Annotated in this window: 15 protein-coding genes, 1 tRNA gene and 1 pseudogene; 4 read left to right on the top strand and 13 right to left on the bottom strand. The window is 56.9% G+C overall.

All coding sequences use genetic code 11. From position 1 onward, the window contains the following. Positions 1-739: ATP-binding protein (locus tag BGN91_RS15955; RefSeq protein WP_292614827.1), on the bottom strand; the 739-nt coding region annotated here is incomplete at its 3' end. Between BGN91_RS15955 and BGN91_RS15960 the strand changes: the two genes are divergently transcribed. Further along, positions 738-947 (top strand): hypothetical protein, encoded by a 210-nt coding sequence (locus BGN91_RS15960; protein WP_292614829.1) that lies wholly within the window; start codon positions 738-740, stop codon positions 945-947. The two genes, BGN91_RS15955 and BGN91_RS15960, sit on opposite strands and share 2 nt — an antisense overlap. 486 nt (positions 948-1,433) lie before the next feature. After that, positions 1,434-2,639 (top strand): site-specific integrase, encoded by a 1,206-nt coding sequence (locus BGN91_RS15965; RefSeq protein WP_292614831.1) that lies wholly within the window; start codon positions 1,434-1,436, stop codon positions 2,637-2,639. A gap of 291 nt (positions 2,640-2,930) precedes the next feature. On the opposite strand, the gene BGN91_RS15970 is transcribed toward BGN91_RS15965, so the two are convergent. Then, on the bottom strand, positions 2,931-3,089 hold the full coding sequence (locus BGN91_RS15970) for a hypothetical protein (protein ID WP_292614834.1): 159 nt from the start codon (positions 3,087-3,089) through the stop codon (positions 2,931-2,933). 391 nt (positions 3,090-3,480) lie between these two features. Between BGN91_RS15970 and BGN91_RS15975 the strand changes: the two genes are divergently transcribed. Continuing rightward, the gene (locus BGN91_RS15975) at positions 3,481-4,338 is read left to right on the top strand and encodes a hypothetical protein (RefSeq protein WP_292614836.1); all 858 of its coding nucleotides are present in this window, start codon (positions 3,481-3,483) and stop codon (positions 4,336-4,338) included. Between the two features lie 135 nt (positions 4,339-4,473). Further along, a pseudogene (locus tag BGN91_RS15980) lies at positions 4,474-4,607 on the top strand (IS3 family transposase); the annotation flags it as partial. A gap of 1,628 nt (positions 4,608-6,235) precedes the next feature. On the opposite strand, the gene BGN91_RS15985 reads toward BGN91_RS15980, so the two are convergent. From BGN91_RS15985 to BGN91_RS16035, 11 genes are all read right to left on the bottom strand, one after another. Continuing rightward, the gene (locus tag BGN91_RS15985) at positions 6,236-9,379 is read right to left on the bottom strand and encodes a BPTD_3080 family restriction endonuclease (RefSeq protein ID WP_292614838.1); all 3,144 of its coding nucleotides are present in this window, start codon (positions 9,377-9,379) and stop codon (positions 6,236-6,238) included. After that, entirely contained in the window at positions 9,379-12,144 is a 2,766-nt protein-coding gene (locus BGN91_RS15990; RefSeq protein WP_292614840.1) for a site-specific DNA-methyltransferase, read from the bottom strand. Before BGN91_RS15990 ends, BGN91_RS15985 begins: the two co-directional genes overlap by 1 nt. Positions 12,145-12,501: 357 nt before the next feature. Continuing rightward, a complete protein-coding gene (locus BGN91_RS15995; RefSeq protein WP_292614842.1) occupies positions 12,502-13,329 on the bottom strand; it encodes a hypothetical protein in 828 nt (275 codons plus the stop codon). 42 nt (positions 13,330-13,371) lie between these two features. After that, positions 13,372-13,938: a hypothetical protein gene (locus tag BGN91_RS16000; protein ID WP_292614844.1), complete on the bottom strand. Its 567-nt coding sequence runs from the start codon at positions 13,936-13,938 to the stop codon at positions 13,372-13,374. Positions 13,939-13,971: 33 nt separating this feature from the next. Next, positions 13,972-15,600: a hypothetical protein gene (locus BGN91_RS16005; RefSeq protein WP_292614846.1), complete on the bottom strand. Its 1,629-nt coding sequence runs from the start codon at positions 15,598-15,600 to the stop codon at positions 13,972-13,974. Beyond that, positions 15,597-16,034, bottom strand: coding sequence for a hypothetical protein (locus tag BGN91_RS16010; RefSeq protein ID WP_292614848.1), 438 nt, complete (start codon positions 16,032-16,034; stop codon positions 15,597-15,599). The genes BGN91_RS16005 and BGN91_RS16010 overlap by 4 nt, the downstream gene beginning before the upstream one ends. A 1,172-nt stretch (positions 16,035-17,206) precedes the next feature. Beyond that, a complete protein-coding gene (locus BGN91_RS16015) occupies positions 17,207-19,213 on the bottom strand; it encodes an AAA family ATPase (RefSeq protein ID WP_292614850.1) in 2,007 nt (668 codons plus the stop codon). Next, positions 19,210-19,428: a hypothetical protein gene (locus BGN91_RS16020; RefSeq protein ID WP_292614851.1), complete on the bottom strand. Its 219-nt coding sequence runs from the start codon at positions 19,426-19,428 to the stop codon at positions 19,210-19,212. Before BGN91_RS16020 ends, BGN91_RS16015 begins: the two co-directional genes overlap by 4 nt. A 56-nt stretch (positions 19,429-19,484) precedes the next feature. Next, complete coding sequence (locus tag BGN91_RS16025) at positions 19,485-19,775, bottom strand: hypothetical protein (protein WP_292614852.1); 291 nt, start codon at positions 19,773-19,775, stop codon at positions 19,485-19,487. A gap of 468 nt (positions 19,776-20,243) precedes the next feature. After that, positions 20,244-20,317: transfer RNA gene (locus BGN91_RS16030), tRNA-Gln, on the bottom strand. Positions 20,318-20,593: 276 nt separating this feature from the next. Then, positions 20,594-22,965: efflux RND transporter permease subunit (locus BGN91_RS16035; RefSeq protein ID WP_292614853.1), on the bottom strand; the 2,372-nt coding region annotated here is incomplete at its 5' end.

Genomic DNA, 22,965 nt, shown 5'->3' on the forward strand with positions numbered 1-22,965 from the left:
AGCGGGGATCGTTGCGCACGGTTTCGATGCGCGAGATCAGCTTGTGGTAGACGATGCGCGACGAGCGGTTCTCGAGTTTGCCCATGCGCTCGTCGATCAGCGAGATCATGTCGACCAGTCGATAGGGCACGGGCGTATCGGCGGTGAAGCCCACGCTCTTGGGATCGACGCGCTTGAGGCCGACGCGGTCGGCGTGCTGATATTGCGTATAGATTCCCTTCGCGATCGGGATCACCTCGGCGAGGATGTCGAGTTCTTCCGGCACGCCGGGCCGGCCTGCGAACAGGACGTCGACGATTTCCTCGAAGTTGAAGAGCCAGAACGGCAATTTCAGATTGCGCGGGTTGAGGACGATCGAGCGCTCGCCGAAACACCTGCCGTACTCGTTGTGAACGTCGAGCAGGAAGATGCGGAGACTGGGCCGCGATTTCAGGATTTCGTTGATGAGCAGCGAAACGCCGCTCGACTTGCCGACGCCGGTTGAGCCGAGCACGGCGAAATGCTTGCTGAGCATTTCCTCGATGTCGACATAGGCGATGACGGACTGGTCCTGCTGCAGCGTGCCGATGTCGATCTGATCCGCTCCGTTGGGCGTGTAGATGGTGCGCAGTTCCTGGTTCGTGATCAGGTCCGCCGGGTCGTCGATCGCCGGATAGTTGGTGACGCCGCGCTGGAATCGGGGGCGGGAACCGGAGCTGTCGAGGATTTCGCCGAGCAGGTCGACAGAGGCGCTTGCCATGAACTCGTCCGAGGACGGCAGATTTTCGCAGGAGACCTCGGTGATCATGGCGACGATCGTGGAGGTCGTGCTGCGCAGGCTGACGGATCGTCCCACCGTGGCGCGCACTGCGGCGGGGGACATCCGGCTGGTCTTCAGAATACCGACGCGCGCCTGCGACCCGCGTACCGAAATCACGCGTCCGAATGAGGTGGCGGAAGTCGAATGAAGCATTTTTCCGATCACAATTCTTGTGCTGTCGACCCCGACTGTCGCATGCAGTTATTGTCAAAACGGTTAAACCCGGACCCTCTCGGGCAGCATGACAGATCTGCCATGCGCGTTGCGTGGTTCGGCGCGTCATACTGATTTCATTGGAGAATAGGCTTTGAGGACGCGGGTCGCCCGGATCTGGCTTCGCTCGCGGAAATTAGCGGTTCGTTAACCGCAAGGGGGGCGCGGCGCGGGCGGGCTGCCGGGTGACGGAGGTTGCTGCCGAAAGTTCGGGCTGCGCGTTCGACGTCTTTGATCTGCAAGGAGGAGAATAGAGGCTGGCTGGGGAACTAGGATTCGAACCTAGACAAACAGAGTCAGAGTCTTCGATCAGGTATTGATATTGCTCATAAATCCGTCGATATGTTGCATTCATGTTGCATCGACGGGATCGGGTCCCATATATTTACAAATATTGCGAACCCTTTCTCAGCAGGTTTCAATGTCTGTCCGTAAGCGCGTTTGGGCCACCGAAACGGGCCAGCATCGCGAAGCATGGGTTGTTGATTATGTGGATCAGCAGGGCGGGCGACGCCTCAAGACTTTCAAGCGAAAGGGCGACGCGGATTCGTTTGCAGCAACCACTACGGTGCAGATCAGCGAGGGCGTTCACGTCCCTGAAAGTACCAGCCTCACGATCAAGGATGCGGCCGAAAACTGGATCACGCGTTGCAAGTCCCGTTTGCAGGACGGCACGCTCGATCAATATCGGCAGCATGTGGACTTGCACATCGTGCCTTTCATCGGGCGCGTGAAGCTGTCCAAGGTCACCGTACCGTTCGTTTGCATTTTCGAAGACACATTGCGGGAGGAGGGGAGGTCACCGGCCATGGTGCGTGCCGTGCGCGTGTCACTGGGTGCGCTGCTTTCTGATGCGCAGAAACGCGGACACATTGTCCGCAACCCGGTGCGCGAGTCGCGTGGCAATAGTGATGCGCGAAGAAAAAAGAAGAGAAAGCTGAAAGTCGGTGTCGACATTCCGACTCCTTACGAAGTGCGTTCGTTACTCGCTACGGCAACCGGCTCGTTTCGTATTTTGCTGCTGACCGCCGTGTTCACCGGCCTTCGCGCCTCCGAGTTGCGCGGCTTGCAGTGGATCGATGTCGATTTGACTAGAAAAGAATTGCACGTGGTGCGACGCGCCGACAAACACAATCAGATGGGTGTGCCGAAGTCGGAGGCGAGCGAGCGCACTTTACCTCTCACCCCCGGACTGGTGCAGGCGTTACGCGAATGGAAGCTGCAATGCCCAAAGAAAGAGGGCAGGCTGTGGCTGGTGTTTCCGAACGGCAAAGGCAATGTCGAGGCGCACCGCAATATCCTAGAGCGACAACTGAAACCGGCCATGAAGAAGGCGAGTATTGTAACGCCCGAACTGGATGAGCAAGGCAACCCGAAGCTTGACAAAGACGGAAAGCCGATCATGGCGGCGAAGTACAGCGGCCTGCATTGCTTACGGCATTTCTTCGCGTCATGGTGCATCAACCGAAAGGTCGACGGCGGTCTGGAATTGCCAGCCAAGGTGGTGCAGGAGCGGCTGGGCCATGCCTCCATCGCAATGACGCTCGACGTTTACGGCCATCTGTTTCCGTCAGGGGACGATCATGCTGCGGAGTTGGCGGCGGGGGAGAAATTATTGTTGGGTTAGTCCCTCGTCGACCGCATCGTCAACCCGCCCGAAGTCAACGTCATCCCACTGGGAGGCTAAGGAGGTAAGGGTACTTTGTTCGAACCGCATCTGGAAGAACTGCTCAGGTCGTTAAGCGAGTTGGACCAACGGCGACTCAAAAAACTCCCTCCAGAGGATCAAGACACGGTTCTTCGAGTTATGCATCATCATCCGAAACTTTCCGTCACCGAAGCAATCCGGGACTGCAAGGCGGCGGGCATGTGAGGATCGATCTCACTGACACAGATTTCAGCAAACGATTTGCAGCGGTTAAGTCACCGAAGTGAAAACAAGAGCGGCAATCATCCCGCCGAAAGTTAGAGCAACCCCTGCCACAAGCATCGGCACCAAGCTGACACTGGCACGAGGATTTGTCTGATCGTTGGCAGAGTCTTCGGCGTCTCTTTGATCTTGCTCGACGGTATTCATTGGAAATCCCTTCTCGGCTCTTTTGCGGGACCAGCCGGTGGCTTGAATGCAAAGATGAGGAAGCGATCCGGCACCCCCATGAGCGTCGAGTGCCGGATCGCTGGGATTGCAATCCCCTCAGTCTGCAGCGAGGGAGGAACTCGCGAACCTCGCTGTAAGCAAACACTATACCCCTAAAAAGAAATATCAAGAATATATCTTTAAGACTTTGGGAGCATCGCGCCGACGCATTCTCCTTAAACAGCGAGCCGCCCCAGCCCCGCACGACGAACGACCGTCAATTCCCCGTTGGCAAACGGACATTTGGATACCACGATAAACGCCATCTCGGTTGGCGTCTGCGCATTGCGACGGTAAACCTGAGCCGATAAAGAAGCTAAGGAACATCAGGATGAAAGTATCAATTCTGGTTGGGGCTGCGACTTTACTGTTCATGCCCGCGACCACCTTCGCGTGTTCTCCTGCGCCATCGTGCTGGATTAAGTCTGGTCCTGAATATTTGCGAAGTGTCTGCCGTGGCTTTGCTAAAGACCACCAAAGCTTGCCGGAAATTGCAAAAAATCTCGAAGAACCTGAAAAAATCGGAGAATTCGCGAAAGGATGCAAGAGGCTTGGCATCATTCTGTCTAATCAGCCGTCGCCCAACGCCTCTTTTGCTTACGTCAGACGGGGGAATGTGTATGTCAAGGTTGGCGATCAAGAACGTCGATTGACTTTCTCCGGTCGAGATTCTGATCCAGTACTTGCGCCAGATGCGCAGTTCGTGGTTTTCACGCGCTCTAATGGTCAGTCCTCGCAGGAGGATTGCATTTCCGGCCCCATGGCTGACGAACTTAGGCGTGTTAATGTTGATGGCTCGGCGGAGGAGGTTCTTCTGCTCGGGCATGCTGGTAATGGCGCGTCGGACCAACTTTGCTTCTTCAATGAAAAGCAATTTACCTCCACGGGCGAGCAGCTTTTTTTTCTCTCACCAGCTTGGGTGACATCATCTGCATTGCATTCATATGACCTTCGCGAGAAAAAAGAAAATTATGTCATCCCTGCCAATGATCTAATCGTACTGAATTTTTGCGCTCACAGCGATTATCTCGACGCTATCGTGGTGAAACAACACCGTTACCGCGTGACCGGCGGGAGCTATGATTGGTACTGGTTGTTCGATCGGAGCGGGCATAATGAGAGAGGACTCGTCGGAGACTACAGTGACAGGACTTCTGCGGTTTCAGCAATGAAAGAAACTTGCAAATAATGCGACGGATGTCCGTGTTCAGGCCAATGCCCAAGTGCGGTGTCACTCTGCTCGCTTCCGGTCTCACAGTTCAAGGCGGGCGGGAAGGCAACATGGGGTACCACGCATTTCCTTTCCGACTTTCGTTCCTCGCGTGCGCAGGCCGCAGAAGACCTTGGGGTTGATCCGACGCAGTTGCGCGATTGGGTGAAGAAATTGCGGATGATCCGCAGTATGCATTCCCTGGCCACGGCCAGATGAAGCCGGAGCAGTTGGAGATCGCGCAACTTTGTTTGGTCGGTGAGTACCGGCAGCACCTCGACAAAGACATAGGGCGGCCAATCAAGGAAATTCGGATATTCTTCCACGTATTTCTTGATTGCCCACTCTACCACCGCCAGCGTCGTCATGCAGAAATTGTAGCGCGCTATTCCTCGTCGGCCGGGATGAAGCCGCATCGGAAGGGACAGTGAACGGCAGATGACAAGTTGGTTAGGTGTGCGTTTTGAGTAAACTGCTCAGTTCCGCGTTGAGCGCCGCCTCGCCCAACTTCCAATCCGCTGCATACGCTCGATGCGGTCGCCAGCCAGCACGTTCGCAGGCGTCCAACAGCTTCACGCGTTCGGGTGGAAGAAGCTGGCGTACTGACCTCGTCCTACTGGCGTTTGCGTAGCGGTCGCGGGGCTTGTGAGGCTCGATGTTTACATCCGTCGTCTTGGACGGCGAAGTAGCGTGCCTAGCGGCTGACGGGCGCGCCGACTTCAACAAGCTTCACATCGCCTGCACGACGATGAGGCTGTGCTCTGTGCCTTCGACTTGCTGAGACTCAATGGCGAAGATCTCTGCGGGAGCTGCCCCTGCTTAAGCGCAAGAAGAGGCTAAGGAAGCTTCTTGGTGAAACGGGCCCCGTCGCTCCAGTACCGAGCACTTGGACGAGGACGCGGCTGTCATTTTCGAGCGCGTCTGTCGTATGGGCTTAGAAGGCATTGTCTCTAAGTGGGCGGACAGGTTGGCACCGTGCGTATTAGCAACGTGCGGCCTTCCGAAGGCGGGTATGCGAGTGCATGAGCAACCAAGAGGCAATCTTGCGTCTCGCCGTCCTTAACTCCGACGATGATCGGCTGCTTCGGACTAAGCCAATCGATTTCGAGGATTGTTTTGCGCATGATCCGGACTCGCGCGCGATTCGGTCTCGCGCTCTCGCGTTCAAACTCATGGATAAGTTCCGTGGAACCTTCCCTTCTATGTTTTGGCGACAGAAGCCCGTCCATGCATGTTGAGAGAGAGCCGCGCAAGATACTGGAACCCGACCAGAATCGCTGTCGAAGCCACGTCGGGCGATTTAAACGCCTTGCCAGAGCCCGGAAGATTGGGTTCCAAAGTTCCATTTTCATTCGGCGGCTATGGCCACCGGCGCGGGCGTTGGTTCGACGGCCGAGCAGGCGCGCAGGATGTGCAAGACCCGCCGCCCGGCGGAAAGGTAAGGGCCATGGCCGGAGAACAAGAGCATCAAGGGCCAGAAACGAACGAGGCCGCCCCCTGAGGCGGCCTAATCCTTCACTCTATAATGTTCGGCTTCCGCTTTTCTAAACTCGCGATCCAAATCTTCCCATTGTTTTGACCCAGGCTCGCAAACGTCGCGCGCCTCTTGCCAAGCTCGCATGGTCTCCCACGCGCATCGTTCGTGATCGTTCATTGTCCCGTCTCCTTCGGAGCGAGACCACACCTGAAATGGTAAGCAATTCCTTAATTCAAACTAGGCCACTCCCGTTTACAAACTAGACCATAAGTGTCGAAACATGACAGTACCCGATCAGTCGATGTTTCTATCGGTGCATCCAATGACGGGCATTCGAGGATGGTCTGGGCTACCGTCCGAAAAGCCAAAATCCTGAAAGACTGAGACGAAGCTCGCAGGCTATGTCATTAGCTCGAACTCGCCCTGATCCCAAGCCGCCTCAGTGTGAGCATTCAAGTCCAGCCCAAGGCGTCCAGGATCGGTGACAAAGAGATAGTGCCAAGTTCCATGTGAACCGGGCCGGGTCACGGCGTCGGTCCATCGCCGTGCAGCTTTGGATTTGGTATCCGCATCATCATTGGCCTGTCCCTTGATCTCTATGATCACGTTCTCGCCCTTGTCAGTCACGGCGATGAAGTCGGGGATATATTTTGCAAGCAGTCCACGTCGGCGATACGGGATGAAGAAGCCGAGCCGGTCATTCTTCACCCATTTTTTTACACCGCGATGCGTGTCGAGGACGAAGGCAGCGCTCTGCTCCCATTTTTGGGTGTCCGCGACCATAGCGTTCAGGTGGCAATGATTGACTGGATAGATCGGCTTCGTTGTATGGAAATCGACATGGAGCGTGCTGCCGCGACCAGATGCCCCTTGCGGAATGATCGCAACTTCGGCATCGGTTGTTGACGCGCCTTTCTTGATCGCATCGAGCATTGCGGCGATGGATGATTGCATATATTCGCCGACGAGAAGCACGTCGCAGGGCTGGCTGTCGCCCTTCCTGTCTAGCTTCTCGGTAAGGAATCGCTTGGCGGCAAAGGCCACGCGCGGGAATAATTGCTGCATCGGCACCACGGTCGCGCCGTTGTCGGCTTGCCAGCGCAGGCAGATTTCCCGCGCAAGGCGGAAGGCGACCTGCTGGTCGCGGAACAGGGCGCGCCAGTCTTTCAACGAAAGCACCGGCTTTTCGCCGGGGCCGTAGGCCGCGAGCGTGCCGTCTGGCGTGGTGAGCGGCGTCAGCTCGACGAGCTGCGGGATACGCATAGGGTCGATGGTGACTTTCGCCACCTGATCCCAATCGACCGAGACATCGAGGCTTCCCGACTGGTGATAACCGGTCACGATGGGAAAGCTGATCTCATACTCGGCCTTTTCGGGCACTGAATAGATATGGTTCGGGTCTGGCTGCGGCGGCTGTGGCCCTACCTGCGAGACCTTGAACGGGATCAACTCGAATGGCACGCCGAAGACCTTGGCGGTCTCCTCGGCGAACATTTGTGTTTCCTCATTGAGCGCATAGCTCTTGCGGCGCAGGGCGCGACCCACGACCTGCTCGCAGAGAAGCTGCGATCCGAACGGACGCAGGCCGACGATGTGGGTCACGGTGTTGGCGTCCCAGCCTTCGGCGAGCATCGCCACCGAGACGATGCAGCGCACATCGCGCCCCGGCGGAATGCGCTCATCAATCCATTTCAGCGATCCGTCATTGTCGTCGTTCGCGGCTTTATCGTTGTGCTTGCGAACAAGCTCCGACCAGTCCTCCGGCACCTTGCCGCCAGGCCACTCAGCCTTGCCCACCGTGTCGAGGATGAAGCGCAGCCGGCGCGTCTCGTCCTTGGTGCCGCCGGCCTCGATGTCTTCGATCACCTTCGAGTCAATGCGGACCGTGACCTCCTGGCCGGGAGGGTTGCGGAAATACGCAGGCGAGACGCCATAGCTATCATTGCCGTTGGCGAGCCAAGAATGCACCTCACGCGCGACGGCCGTATCACGGCAGACAACGATGAAAACCGGCGGGACGGGATGCTTCTGCTGCTGTTTGGAAAACTGCTCCCATTCAAGGAAGCGCTGATGCCATTCGGCCGCCAGAAGATTGATGGGGGCGCTGGCATAGTTCATGACGATTTCCGGCGTGATGGTGGTGCCAAGGCCATCTTCCTTCGCCTTGGCTTGCACCCATCGCCAGATGTTGAAATATGCCGCTTCCGACGCCCCGGTCACGTCGCGGGCGGGCAACTGCGGAATCTTCACAAGGCCCGACTCGATCGCATCGAGCAGGCCAAAGTCGCAGACCACCCAAGGGAATGGTTTGCCGACATCGTTGCCGGAGCCCTGGATATAGAAGGGCGTCGCTGACAGGTCGATGCAGAGATGGATGCCGCGCCTCCGGCTGCCGCCGGCCAGCTTGTTGATGCGGTCGAGCCCTTCGATCCAGATGGTTGCCTCGCGCTCGTTCTTGCTGGCGAGGTCCTTGTCGTCGTCGAGAGTCTCATCCTCGGTCGTGCTGTCGCCGCGACGATAGGCGTGGTGCGCCTCATCGTTGAAAATTAGCCAGTGCGAGCTTCGACCCTTACCGCTGCCGATTTCGCGGCGGATGCGCTTGAACCAGGCGGCATCGGACTCGAAGTATTTCGTCTCGACCATCGCGTTGACCTTGCCGGCATACTTCACGACCTCGACGGGCTCGCCGGTCTTGACGACTTTGGCGGAGTCGCCGTTAACAGTGTTCGTTTCCTTCTTTGCAAGGCGGTGCCAGTTCGCAATCATCACCTCGCCACGGCGCAGTTCTTCCATGCGGTGAGGCGGCACCAGTTGCCGTGTGCGATACAGGCTCAGGTCGCCGAGTGCCGGGTCCAATTCCTGCAAGCGCTCGCGGATGGTGATATTTGGGCAAACGATCAGGATCGTGTCGGAGAAGCGGTCATCGCGCGGCGAAGCTACGCTGTTGAGAATGGACCACCCGGCCAGCATCCCCATCACGGTCGTTTTGCCAGAGCCGGTCGCCATCTTGCAGGCGTAGCGTAGGAAGGCGCGCACGCCGGCCGCCTTGGATTCCAAGCCGGGCTCGTCCTTCGGAATTTCCGGGACGCCTTTCCGATAGATGTCGGTGGCCTCGGTCAGGAAGATGATCGTCTCAACCGCTTCGATCTGCGCGAAGAACAGGCGCTGCATCCGGTCGCCACTGCGCCAGAGTTCCAGCAGCTCCTTGGTTACCGGCGATGCACCGTCATAGGCAACGCCGCCGGAGCGTCCGCCGTCGCGCCACTCCTTCACCCGCTCGCGGATGAGATTGACGATCTCAAGCTCGACTTCCTCGCCCTTGGCGTCGTCGAACAGTTCGGCTTGCTTCTTTCCCTTCTTCCCGCGCCCGACATGTTCCGGTACGCGGTAGAAGTAGCTGGCGCGGCGGCGCCCCTCGGCCTTGACCGGCGGCTTCCCGCGCTCGATCTGCCAGTAATGCTCCGGCTCGCGGAAGGGCGAATTGATAATCGGCGAGTCCACCTCGGCGACGATCGGTGGCTCCTGTTGCGGGGCGGCGGGCATCAGTGGCCACCCTCGGCGGACTTGACCACCATCAGCTCGTTGCCACGCTCGTCGATGGCCTTCACGGCGATGCGTTTCTTGTCGCCGAGCACGAAGGGCTCGCTTACCGTTCCGGCAAGATGCTCCCAAACGCTGTCGCTAAATTGGCCTTTGAGTGATTTTTGCAGGTTTTCCCAAGCGCCGGTCTTTGGAAAGAACACCTGCGTCGCCATGAACACCATGCCGTTGTAGTTGCCGTCGAGCATCCAGCACGGCAGGTTCTCGGCCTTGACCTCGTCCGTCTCCATGGTGTCGGGCCGGAAGATGTCGAGCCCCTTGATGACGACGCGGTGGAGTGGCGTTCCGTCCCTCTCCTTTCCGGCATGTTCCACCGTCACGTCCGGCAGGCCGGTGATGGAGAAGATTTCGCTGGTCTTGCTGGTCTTGAGCAAGTCGGACATGACCACGTCCGGCGTCACCGCCACATAGGTGGTCGGGACTTTCAGCTTGTCCAGCATCTCACGAGCCTTCGCCTGGATGGCGAAGCCGAAGAGAAACAGTTGCTGGAAGCCTTGCTGCAAGGCCTCGGTGTGGGCGTTGAAGACGTATTCGGAGCCGATGGCACCGTCCTCCGGGCCGAAGACGAAGGCGATGCGCTTCTCGCTGCCGTTCTTTGCGAGGCCCTCGGCATGGAGATACTCGCGGTCGGCAAGCGGGCTGATCGCTTCCAGTTGCAGGGTCACATTGCCAGGCAGGTGCAGGGTTTTGCTCTGGCGGAGCAACTCGATCATGCGGTCGAGGTAGGCGCGTGGATTTCCTGCAATCCCGCGGGGCGAAGCGCTTCCTGATTCTTCTTCGAGAATAATCGCAGCTTGAATGGTCGCCTCAACCGTGAAGGCTCCCGTGACTCGGGTGATCTTGTTATTCCGCTCTGGCCTATGGACAAGCGTCTCCATGAGCGGCGCCTCATCGTTGGCAATCGTGCTGGCCACGATGTGGGGAATCATACCACCCGTTTCTTGGCCCTTGTTATTTCGCTTGCGTTCGTAAACGAATCCGCCACTCGGTCCTTGGGCCGGATCGCGCAGCCTGTACCAAGGAAAAGTCGCAGTTAGTAGTCGTTGCCGCGCCAACGCAATCGGCACACGGGAAGTATCGCAAGTAATCCAACGGCGCCCCCATTGCTCCGCTACTATGGCGGTAGACCCTGATCCACAGGTTATGTCCACTATGAGGTCACCTGGATCACTCGTCATTAAAACGCAGCGTTCGATGACTCGTTCGTTCGTTTGTACAACGTAAATGGGATCGCTTGCTCCGCCGAAACCATCCCACCAATTGGATATCGCGCGATAACCGAAATCGTCATGATAACGCTTGTAACGAAGTTGGTTTTTCCCAATGAATAGCCTGTTGGCTTTCGCCAGTTTGTCCATTCCCGATGGACCACCATCTTCTGACACGGCATCGGTTTTCCAGCCGAGACCATTGCTGATTCCGGGATCGAATTTTCGTCCCTTAAACGTGTATGTTACAGCCTGCGATTTTCCCGGCTTACCGCCTGTGTAATTTTCAGACGTAAATACTCGTGCTCCCGGAAAATCGACGAAAAGAAGATCTGGGTTATCGCGATAGTACCGATCTGGTTTGCTCTCTCTCTTTTCCAACTCAACAATTGTCAGCTCGGTCCCATCAGGAAGTTCGACGTAGCGAAACGTCTCAATCAAATCGCTGTCCAGTGGAGCCTTTTCGAACAGCTGATTGTATTTTCGGCGTAGCTGTTCTTTGTCTTTGGTAGCCCAGACCAGATAATCGTTGACTGGGTCGATTAGACCGCCTTTCTGGCTCCCTTTCTTCTTAACGGGGATCGTAACGACGTAGTTCTCTAAGCCGAAAACCTCGCTTACCACATCTCTTACGAGGCTGAGGTTTTCATCGGAAATTTGGATGAAGACAGAGCCAGATGGGGTCAGCAATTCTCTGGCAAGCAGCAGTCTGTCGCGAAGGTAGGTAAGATATGAGTGAAGACCCAACTCCCAGGTATCACGAAATGCCTTGACCATCTCCGGCTCGCGGATCATGTCGTCATCGGAGCCGTCGGAGACCTTGTTCTTGCGAACGAACGGCTGGAAGTTCGATCCAAATTTCACGCCATAGGGCGGATCGAAATAGATCATCTGCACCTGACCGCCCATGCCCTCGTATTCGAGCAGGGAGTTCATCACCTGCAATGAGTCGCCGAGGATGAGCCGGTTAGTCCACGGTCCGTTGTGCTCGTAGGCGTCCAGCTTGTCGGCCACATCGAGGCCAGTGTCGCCGAACAGGTCGAGGTTGGTGCCCAGCGCCTTGTGCGACTTCAACGTTTCCAGGATCGCCTGCGTTGAGTGCCGCTCGTGGACGAACAGCGGCAGCGTGGGCACGGTCACCTGCTGCCGCTCGGCTTTGCCGGTCCAATTGAGGAAGGGCTTGGTCAGGCTGCGAAGGCGGGCCACACATTGGGACAGCGACGAGAAGCTTTCCCCATTGCCCGCCCACACCTGCGGTGCGGAGAAGACTGTTGTCTCTCCCTTTTCCGCTGCGTCGGCGACCAGCACCAGTAGCCACTCGGCAAAGGCGCGGTCGGCGCTCTCGTCCCATGATAGCTCCGGTGCCAAACTGGAGTCATAGCGGTAGGTCTTTGGCCCCTTCTTGTTCGAGAACTGGGCTTCGACGCCTGCATCGGGACGCTGCACGGTTTCCTGGTTATGTTTGTAGATGGACGCATTCGTCCCATTATCCTGCGCCATCAATTGCCCCTTGTAAGCCCCGTGAGTGATTCCCTTTGTTTGACGATGGGTAGCGGATAATCGCCCGCAAATCATCCCCGGTGTATCAGGTGGGCCGGAATCGATTCGCGAGAGGGGAAGATGCCAGGCTCGACCGAGAGGCGTGGAGGGGAGAATGGCCATCTCAAAAGAGCGCTCGCAGACACCCTGTTGCTGCGCGCGTCTCGCGACTTCGACGATCTTGCGGCATGGCGGGGCTTCGTCGAGGAAATCGTCGGCCGCGCGGCAACGCGCGTAATGAGAAGGTCGCCCATGCTTCAAAAGCAGTCGACACCGATACTCGACAAGTACGACAGGCCACCCCGGTGAAATTGGATGTTAATGGTTATGCAAGGCGGCGAAGCGCTCGCGCTCCTCGCGATTTATCCTTGCCTCCTGATCGCTTGTTGTCCGTTCGTGATAAGCGGCAATCTCCCGTTGCTGCTTTTCGATTTCTGCTCGTCGTCTCGCTTGGACCTCCGGCTCAGCCCATGCGCCGCCCGGATGATAAAGAACGGACATGCTCGCGGCAACCGCAACCGCGAGGGAATTGGAATGCCGTAGAGGCCAAACTTTGCGGCTGGAATCGTCCCAGCAGCCCAGTTCGGCGGTAGCAGCCAATGAGGGATGATTTCGGTCGAAGCGGTCTAGACCGCGCGCTTGCAGTTCGACGGGCTTGAGCCGCATGTGCACCCCGTCGGGCGCGGAGGCGTTGATGCGATCAACCTCCTTATCGACGTTTGCTGCGAGCGCAAACATATCAGCAATCGCCTGCGCATGCTCGTGGTACTCCCGAAATGCCGACACTGCTTCTTCGAGGCGTGCTTGGACGCGCTCGCAATCGGCATACCAGCGCTCGCACTGTTCAGCGTAAAGAGCATCGCTTAATTTGTCCCGCAATTTTGGCATTATGTTATTCAGCCGGTCACGGGTCATCTCGGCATGAACGATTCGCTGAGGCGCATCGCCTACATCGGGCGTCAGGACTAGATCAAGCGATTCAGATCGGAGGGCAGTCGCGGTAACATCTGCTGCGGCGGCAGCAGCCTCGACTTCGTCAATCAATTTAGTCAACGCCGCACTGCTGGCGTTTTCATCACTGAGCGCAACCGAAATGCGCTGCTCAAGTGAGTATTCTTCGTTTGTCGATTCCGGGGAATTGTTCATTTGTACCTCCCTTCTGGCCAGTCTTCGATCCGCCGACATTGATCAACCCTCGCGCCACGCGTTACTCAGACGCGTGTCATGTTTGCGATAAACACTTTCCATGCGTTTGCGATGTTCGCGCACAGCGTCACGAATGCTCAGGCCATCACGCTGGCCTAGGCGATCTGGTACGCAAACGCCGTCGCGAATATGTCCGGGTGAGCCGTAGTCGTCCGGATAATCCGGCCCCTTGACCGTACAAACGGCACCTTCGATAAAATCGCCATTACTGGCGAAAAACTCGTTGACGTCGTCGTCGCTCTCGCCTTGATCGCGCCATTGGTTCGTTACGCGAGCTTCATAATTTTGATATGCTTCCCGTTTTGCGTCAGACGCGGCTTGATCTTTCACAGCGAATGCGAATCCGGGGCGACGACCGGCTTCGCCACCGAACGCGTCTGTGACGCGGACGGCGCGCTTCGCAGCGGCCCGCTGCCGCGTGATCGAATCTCGCATTGCGGTTGGCACCGATAAAACAACGCCGTCGCGCAGCACCCCATTTGAAAGCGCCTCGTCCTCGCTAAGTTCGACGCCGTCAGCATTGCGATAAAATCTGGTTCCTTTTTTCATCTTCGAACTCCTGTTAGTTTCAAGAAACGTTCTTCACCATGGCAGTCGAATCGGTGCTGCGTAGCGGGCTAAATCCTCGTCGGATAAAGTTGGGTGTGCTGGCGTAGTATGGTCGCCGTCGAACTCACCGTTCATAGCTGCGATTATGCGCTGACGCCTTTGTTCACGCGCGGCGGAAGCAGCGTCGTCGTTATCGTCACCGTCAACCCAAGAATATGAGGTATCGTATCCGCCGTATTGGTTGGCGAGTGAAGCAAGCCCTGCAACGGCATTCGCGACGTCGTCATGCGAGTTCGGAGCATGATCAATGCTGTCGCGGCCGCCGCGTGCTGTTCGACGTTCCAGTCCCGTCAATTGAGATATGAGTCGAGGGTTATCGAGCAGTTCAATGCGTGCAGAATTAATCAACGGCAGTAGACTATTATAAAGAGAGCTTTTCGGTTGCGCGGATTGCTCGAACCTGATTCCACATTTCGCAAAAACTTCGCGAGGCCATTCACCTGCATATCGATCACCAACAATCGTCGTGACGCGATAATCCTTCAACGTTCTGCAAAACTCTTCGACAACGGATTCCGGACTAAACGGCGGTTGCCGCTCGCGAAGACAATCAATCACAACGGTCTGTCGCGCATAATCAGAATGGCCAATAGCAAGCGTGAAGCTATCTGCGCTGCCACCCGATGGATCGACGAAGCCGAGATAACTTAGTTTAGCATCGAAAGGACGTTCGTAGATTCCTTTCGTCACACATGCATTCACGCTTTCGCTCGAAATATACGCTGAGATATCTCGACGAAACTGAGCGCCATATTCGGCTGCTGCCGAAGCAGGATCAGCCTCATAGGCATCAGCTATGATCTTGGCGTCGACAACGGGATTGATTGTTGCGGTAGCGGCCTGAACGACAAGAACCGGATCGTGATCCTTGCCGTAATGAACCTGGTATGCCTCGTACAATGCACCTTTACGAGCATAAGGCGAGGACGCAGCTAGCAGCATGGCGTTCGGGATCGTTGCCATTGCAGGACGAAGTGCAGCAAGTATCTCAGTATCTGGGCTGGCCGAGTCCTCACCCTGCCAGAACGCGATCTCGTCGCAGAGCGCGGCGACCAGCGTAAATCCGCGCACGCTTCGGAAAGAAGCTGTTACGACTTCAATGGTAATGTTGTTTGTCAGGGAAATGCTCTCGGTTGTTTCACCCTCAATCATGCGGGCCAACATCGGCGTGTTCGTAAGAAACGCCTTGATATATCGCAGAACCACTTTTGCCTGCTTACGATCACAGGCGATAATCTGCACGACACCTCTTTCGCCCGGTGCGAGGTACGGTTTGTAATCGAAGAAGCAAGCAAGCCATACCGCGATCAGTGCAATGATTCGGCTTTTGCCGCCACGTCGTCCAATCGCCAACCAAACTTCCTTAGCGATCTTGTTCGGTGCTTCTGTGCGGCCGGTGAGTTGTTGAAAGAGGCGCAGTTCCTCCGGCGTCATAGGCAGAGCAAAGATAGCTGCGAGAACTACAAACCATGTCGCCCATGACTTTGGGTTCTTGAAGAACGGACGGAATAGCGCGGGATCGTGGACAGCATCGAGAATTGTCAAGGACCGTTGTGTTTGCCTGCTAATTCTTCGGCGTGCCACGCGAACGCGTTCAATCATTCCCTCGACTCCGATTCGGATTCGACGGCTTGCGCTTCTTCGGCTGGATAATTGCTGGCGATATATTCCTGCAAGCTTGGCGTCACATCGCGAGAGCGTCTCTGTAGTCCCACGCTTTCGAGGAGGCGTCTCATTGAATTACTTGCGCGTTGATAGGCGTCCAATTCGGCAGGCTCGGCTTTCCCTCTCAGCGCGAACTTCGCCTCCATGCGTTCAAGCTCGGTAATCAGGGTTACGGCTCGTCGTATGATCGCTGTTTCGGCAGCGGACATTAAATCAGGGCCACCGAGATCGGTGGCGTGCTGGATAAGTAAATCTCGGAAACGACGCGCCCATTGACTTCGCGCGTCGACAGACGCTGGTAGAACGTGTCCGTTGGACAGTCTTGATCGGCCTTTGCTCTTCGCGGCCTGTTTGTTTTTACTTGTCGGCATCTGAGTTTAAGGCTCTTGGAGCTACCCCAGATAGGTAGGCGCTCCCGAGCCTGTGCGCAACATGATTGCGACATGTTCTAATAAGTACTTGATATTATGATAGAATCATGATGATGCACGGATGTACAATCTGTTTATCCAAGCGGAATTAGGACTGATGTTTGGCAATAAATACAAGTATTCGATGGTTGACTAAAGTAGTCGTTTGTTGGCTATTTTGGCGGGGGGAAGTTTGACGGGCTGGTTCGAGTCTCGTTGGGGGGTCTACGGGATAACAGCCTTGACGTAGGGCCATAGCCAATTCACTGCCGATCCACCTGCAATGATCGTGGCTACTATCGCAGCCCAGCGTGTCCAGAATATCTGAGTCCGTCTAAAGGCATCTTCCCGTTCGGATTTGCACTTATCCTTCCATGCAAGCCACTCTTGAGCAAAACCTATCGTGACTTTTGGTTCAACGCCTATGGCGATAGCTCCGGCTGATCCAGCATCAGTCTGCGCAAGTCGGTAACGCACGTTCTCTGCACCTGTGCGCTCCAAACATGTAAGCCATCGCTCCGATCTCTTTTCGTCATGCCATGGCGATTGCGTGTAGTCCCAAGCTGAGGACATTCCGTGCACTCCACTTCGGATCATTATTCGGTTAGATCGCGTCGAGGCAAACCGCGTGTCACCCGCATTAGGTTTGAGAAGCAAGAGCGTTCGTAGCGAGTGCCTACTCCTCCCCATTCGGCATTTACATCTTTCCAGCCAAATTGCAGGTAGTGCACGGCTTCGGTGAACGCCTCGTCAGCGGGCTCTAGATCAGGGGTGAAAGAACGACGACGAGGTTTTGCTGTTGTTTTGCGAGTCATTGTTTCAGTCCTTTCAATTTCCAAGATTCCTGAGTGTGTTTACCTCTGCAGTTCGGCTTCAGTTTGATCCGTGGGGGTGTAGGTTGGCGGTGTTGGCATAACCAGTGTAAAAGATTGCTGCCAACACCGCCAACAACACCGCCAACCTGTTTTTGCAAGTTAGCCCGATAAATAAAGGACTTCTTGTTCAAGTCCGCCAAATAACACCCTCTCGGGAATCTACCAAAAAACATGCAAATCCTTGCTTGCCTTTCAACTGGGCGTGTTTCCTTACGTTGGCGGTGTTGTTGGCGGCCTCGCATGTTTTGGTCACCATTCTTATCGTCGCAGACTCAACCATGACACACCCTCGTTCTTTACACACCTGATCTTGAGGCTCTTACGCGCACGCTCTAGCGTACGTTCGCTGATGCCAACTGCTTTCGCTGCTGCCACAACTTCTCTTTGTCGTTTTGGGCCATCGGCCAGCAATTCTTCCAGCAAGTCTTCGGCACTCTCTTTCTTATTGTTGGGTTTCGACGCGCCTGTCAGCAGGTCGTCGGCCTTCATATCCACCCAGTCATGCTCCCATTCGAGCGCTATGCTTCTGTGTGTTGGTGTCATGCGAAAGGCTGCTGCCTTTTCCCTACTGAGGTTGGTTTTGGCTTGCACAATGATGCGCCGGTCGTAATCGTTCGGGTCTCGTCCGACGAGAATGGCACTGCGTGGCATGTTGATAAACGCCCCTGCACCTTGGGCACGTTGCTTGGCATTCAGATCGTTCTTCTTGTTTGTATGCAGAACAAAGACAACTGCGAGCTTGTACCTGCGCGCCAACCTTAATAAGGGTTGGAGCATTTGTTGGCGAGCTTCCGAATCAAAGAAGACATTCACCCGTCCGGCAAAGTCGGTAATCGGATCGATGTAAACCAATTTCACGTCACCTATTGCTTTAATTTTTTCTTCCAGTTGCTTTGCAATTTGATCCAGCGCCACATAGGGATCGAAGTCCGCCGGATCGTCGGGAATGTCATATCCGACGAGGTGAACCTTCGACATGTCAGCGCCTGCTTCTTTCAATCGAGGGCCAATCACCGTTTCCGGACTATCCTCAGCAGCCATGATAAGCACGGAGCCTAATGGTGCGCGGTCCGGGGCTTCGTTGCCGAAGCATGGCAGTTCTTTACCGGTGGTAACACGGGCTATGATTTCATACGCTAGGGATGATTTGCCGATTCCGGAATCGCCATATAGGCAGTTCATTTCACGACGTGCTATGAACGGCCACCACAACCAGAGTGTTTTCCGTCGCGCAAACTGATCGAGCCTTCGGGTAGTCAATATGCGCTTCTCTCGAAAGCCGCTCTTGTCAGGTAGTTTATCTAGTTTATCGCGAGCACGGCTTAGTTGCCGTTCGACGTATTCATGTCGTTTCTGTCCTCCTTTTTCGCAAATGTGTTCGTAAATCGTCTTGCCTGCATAGGTCTTATTCAAGAGGGTGCTTATAATCAGGCCCTCGTCGACATTGGCGCGCAGTGCGCTCATGAGGAATGAGCGAAATAATCCACTGCGCGTATTGAAGCCAGCGTGGTCCGGGTTCTTTAGGTGCAGCAGTGCGGCTACCTGTTTTGGTAGTCCGTTATCACTGTTGTGCTCCACCATTTTCGGCTTCTCTTTGATGGACTCGACGTGCTCCGGGAAATCTTCGAGTCGGTAGATAGCTGTCTCGTCTATGCTCACATAGCGCGAGAGGCATTTGACTCGTCCTCTCTTTTTCTTCGCAGCATTCGGATAATTCACCGTGCCCGGTATGCGTAAGACGCGATCAATATTACGCGTCGACGGATCAGCACCGAGTCTCACAGCGAGAGCGTGATTGCGGCTTTCTATAGCTGAGATATCGCCGTCACTCCGAATCGGAAACGGCTTCGTCAGTTCCCACAGACACTGCAGGCCGTTTCCGGAATCGACTGTGAAAGTCGGTTTTGGCTTGAAGGTTTTAAGTCGCTTCAAAGTACGGCGTTTGAATGCGTCCGACGTCTCGTCAGGAGCCGGGTCAATGTCCGCGTGCAGATACATCGCGGCTGTAAAGTCTCGCTTCGATGGTTTCTTGCTCACCGGGCCGGTGACATTCAAAGTGTAATAAGTGCCGTAGCCTCGCTCGTTTTGCTCGACAACGAATCTGCGCGCAGCAGCTGGGTTGGGGAAGCTTCGTGTGATCGTGCTCCCCCCGTCTGGCGGGATCGCAGTGATAGCGATAATGCGCCCTTCGGGACGCAGGTCGCTGAGAAAGTCGAAAGTGTCGTCGCTGCTGATCTTCTCCTTGTTTGCGGTTGCCACGCTCATTTCGAACGCCTCCTCTCCCGTGTCGTGAAAGGCGCGAAGGTAACCAAAGCGTCCACATAGCCGGACGGATAGCCGGTGAAATCCCGTTTGGCTGCCCATGCACGGATGGCAGCTTCACCGGTGATTCCTTCGTCATAAAGCGTGCGGAGATCGCCGAACAAATCCATGTAGAAGTTGGCTCGGGATGAACCCCGTCGACCTAATGCAAAGAGCATCTGTACTCTCTCCGGAGACGAAGCGCGGAATGTGTAAGTTCCTCCGTAGCGGCGGCTCATAATTCACCTCCCCACTGAGCGAGCAGCACCGAGCGGCGCGCGCTCCACAGTCCTCCGATCTTGCGCGTTCCTTTGATCGCCTTGCTCTCCAACAAATAGTAAGCCTGACGCTCGCTGCGGCCGATGAGGTTGCCGATGGCGGCGGCCCCCCAAACGATCTCGTCAGGATCGTCGTTTGTGGTGACGGGCGCGCTTGGGGCAGGGGACTGACGGACAGGCTGACGGGTGGCCTTTGCGATCGGCAACCTGCGGCGTCCATGAGGTTTGGATTTTCGTGCAGTGGACATTCTGTCTAGCTCCGGGTGTTGTGCGCCGGAGCCGACTTGATGCCTAAGAATACAAAGCCGCCCCCAGCGCGGTTAAAGCGCTTGGGCGACTCTCGGTGACGAGGCGAGCCTAGATGGCCCTATGTGGTTAATGCCTTCGTCTCCCCGCGCGTCGCGGTGATCTCGATCCGTTTCCCCCACCCGATCTAATGGCGGGGCCTTCTCCATTCATGCCGGGATAGAACCGGACACAGGGGTTAGGTTTTTGATTGCGGATATTAGCGCAGATTTCTGAGGCCATGGCAAGGGCTTCAAACGGCTCACAAATCCCCCCATTTCATGTTGCGTGCATGTTGCGTGGAGTTTCTGGAACCATTTGTCAGCCATTGAAAACACAAGGGAAATTCTGCAAAGCGTGCAACATGAAAATGGCCCCGATATGAGGCCCGATAAACTCGAAAAATCATTTATTTTCAGGTGTTTAGTGGCTGGCTGGGGAACTAGGATTCGAACCTAGACAAACAGAGTCAGAGTCTGTTGTGCTACCGTTACACCATTCCCCAATAAGCCGTTGATCCTGCAATCTTTCCAGAAGCTCTGCAGGGTCAGCGGAGCGTGATCGAATCGCCGGGGCGGACACACGCGCGACCGGAAAACGTGGTGGTTCTACCCGTTAGCTCCCGTCCTTGGCAAGCGCGCGGGCGGGGCGGCGGTGCATTTCGTTTTGCCGTGCCTTGCAGCGTTTTCGAGCCAAGCGGGTGCCGGTTCTCATCAGGAAAACGCGCTATTCGAAATCATGGAGCCTCGCTTCCAATTCCATGGGCAGCAAAAGACCCGCGCTATTCGGCCGCTTCCTTGATCGAGGCGCCGCTCGGCAGGCTCCGATCGCGTCCGGCGCCTCCGCGCCCCCAGCCGGACAGCCAGTTGGAGAACTGGTCGAGGTAGAGATAGACCACCGGCGTGGTGAACAGCGTCAATACTTGGCTGACTGCCAATCCGCCGACCATGGCGTAACCGAGCGGCTGGCGGATTTCCGCGCCGGTGCCGGTGCCGAGCATCAGCGGCACACCGCCAAGCATCGCGGCCATGGTCGTCATCATGATCGGGCGGAAGCGGAGCAGGGCGGCCTTGCGTATGGATTGCTCCGGCGACAGGTGCTCCTCGCGTTCGGCCGCGATCGCAAAGTCGACCATCATGATGCCGTTCTTCTTGACGATGCCGATCAACAGGATGATGCCGATCAGCGCGATCAGGCTGAAGTCGTAGCCGAACAGCATCAGCGTCGCCAGCGCGCCGACGCCCGCCGACGGCAGCGTCGACAGGATGGTGATCGGGTGGATGTAGCTTTCGTAGAGAATGCCGAGGATCAGGTAGACCACGACGAGCGCGGCGAGGATCAACAGCGGCACGGTGCCGAGCGATTGCTGGAACGCCTGCGCGGTGCCCTGGAAGCTGCCATTGAGCGTGGCCGGCGCGCCGAGCTGGCGCATGGCGTTCTGCACGGCATCGGTGGCCTGTCCCAGCGCCACGCCCTGCGCGAGGTTGAAGCTGATGGTGATCGCCGGAAACTGGCCCTGATGGCTGATCGACAGCGGGCGCACCGGCACCGTCGTCCACTTCGCGAACACCGAGAGCGGGACCTGTTCGCCGGTGAGCGGTGATTTCACGTAGATCTTGTTCAGCGTGTCGACCTTGCCCTGCAATTCGGGAAGAATCTCAAGTATCACGTGATAGCTGTTGAGCTGCGTGAAGTACTGCGCGACCTGGCGCTGGCCGAAGGCGTCGTAGAGCGTGTCGTCGATGAGCTGCGGCGCGATACCGTAACGCGAGGCGGCGTCGCGATCCACCGTGAGCGTCAGCGTGGTGCCGTTGGTCTGCTGGTCGGTGGCGACGTCGCGCAGTTGCGGCAGCGTCTGCAGCTTGCTCAGCACCTTCGGCGCCCAGGTGTTCAATTCGTCGAGATTGGCGTCCTGTAGCGTGAACTCGAACTGCGTGCGGGTGGCGCGCCCGCCGAGCCGGACGTCCTGCGATGCCTGAAGAAACTGCCGCGCTCCCTCCACCTTGTCGAGTTTGGGCCGCAGCCGCGCGATGATCTGCTGCGCCGAGGCGTCGCGCTCTCCGCGCGGTTTCAGCGTGACGTACATGCGGCCGTTGTTGAGCGCGCTGCCGCCGCCGCCGATGAACATGGCGATGCTGGCGACGGCGGGATCGGACATCACGATCCGTCCCAGTTCCTCCTGCTTCCGCTTCATCTCGTCGAAGGAGATGTCCTGCGCCGCCTCGGACGTGCCGAGGATCATGCCGTTGTCCTGTTGGGGAAAGAATCCCTTTGGGATGATGACGAACAGGTAGATCGACAGGCCGAGCGTCACGAAGAACACCAGAAGCGTGTTGCGCCGCCAGCGCAGCACGAGGTCCAGTCCGCGGCGATAGGCGTCGAGCATGGCGTCGAAGCCGCGTTCGCTGATCTGATAGAGCTTGCCGTGCCGGACGTCGTGCTGGTTTCGCAGGAACCGCGACGCCATCATCGGCGTCAGCGTCAGCGACACCACGAGCGACACGAAGATCGCCATCGCCAGCGTCACGGCGAATTCGCGGAACAGACGTCCGATGATGCCGCCCATCAGCAGGAGCGGGATCAGCACCGCGACCAGCGAAATGCTGATCGACATGATGGTGAAGCCGATCTCGCCCGCGCCCTTGAGCGCGGCCGCCATCGGCGTTTCGCCTTGCTCGATGTAGCGACTGATGTTTTCCAGCATGACGATGGCGTCGTCGACCACAAAGCCGACCGAAATCGTCAGCGCCATCAGCGAGAGATTGTCGAGCGAATAGCCGAACGGCCACATCAGCGCGCATGCGCCGAGCAGCGCCAGCGGAACGGTGACGCTCGGAATGATGGTCGCCCAGAAACTTCTCAGGAACAGGAAGATCACCATCACGACGAGGGCGATGGTGATGAGCAGGGTGATCTGCACGTCTTCGACGGCGGCGCGAATGGTGGTGGTGCGGTCGCTGATGATCTTGATCTTGATCGCGGGCGGAATCCCCGCGATCAGTTTCGGCAGTTCCGCCTTGATCCTGTCGACCGTGTCGATGACGTTGGCGCCCGGCTGCTTGAAAATGACGAGGAACACGCCGCGCTCGCCGTTCGCCCACGCCGCCCGCTTGTTGTCCTCGGGGCCGGATACCGCCCGGCCGATGTCGCGGA

It is taken from the genome of Nitrobacter sp. 62-13, assembly GCF_001896955.1.
Lineage (GTDB): Bacteria > Pseudomonadota > Alphaproteobacteria > Rhizobiales > Xanthobacteraceae > Nitrobacter.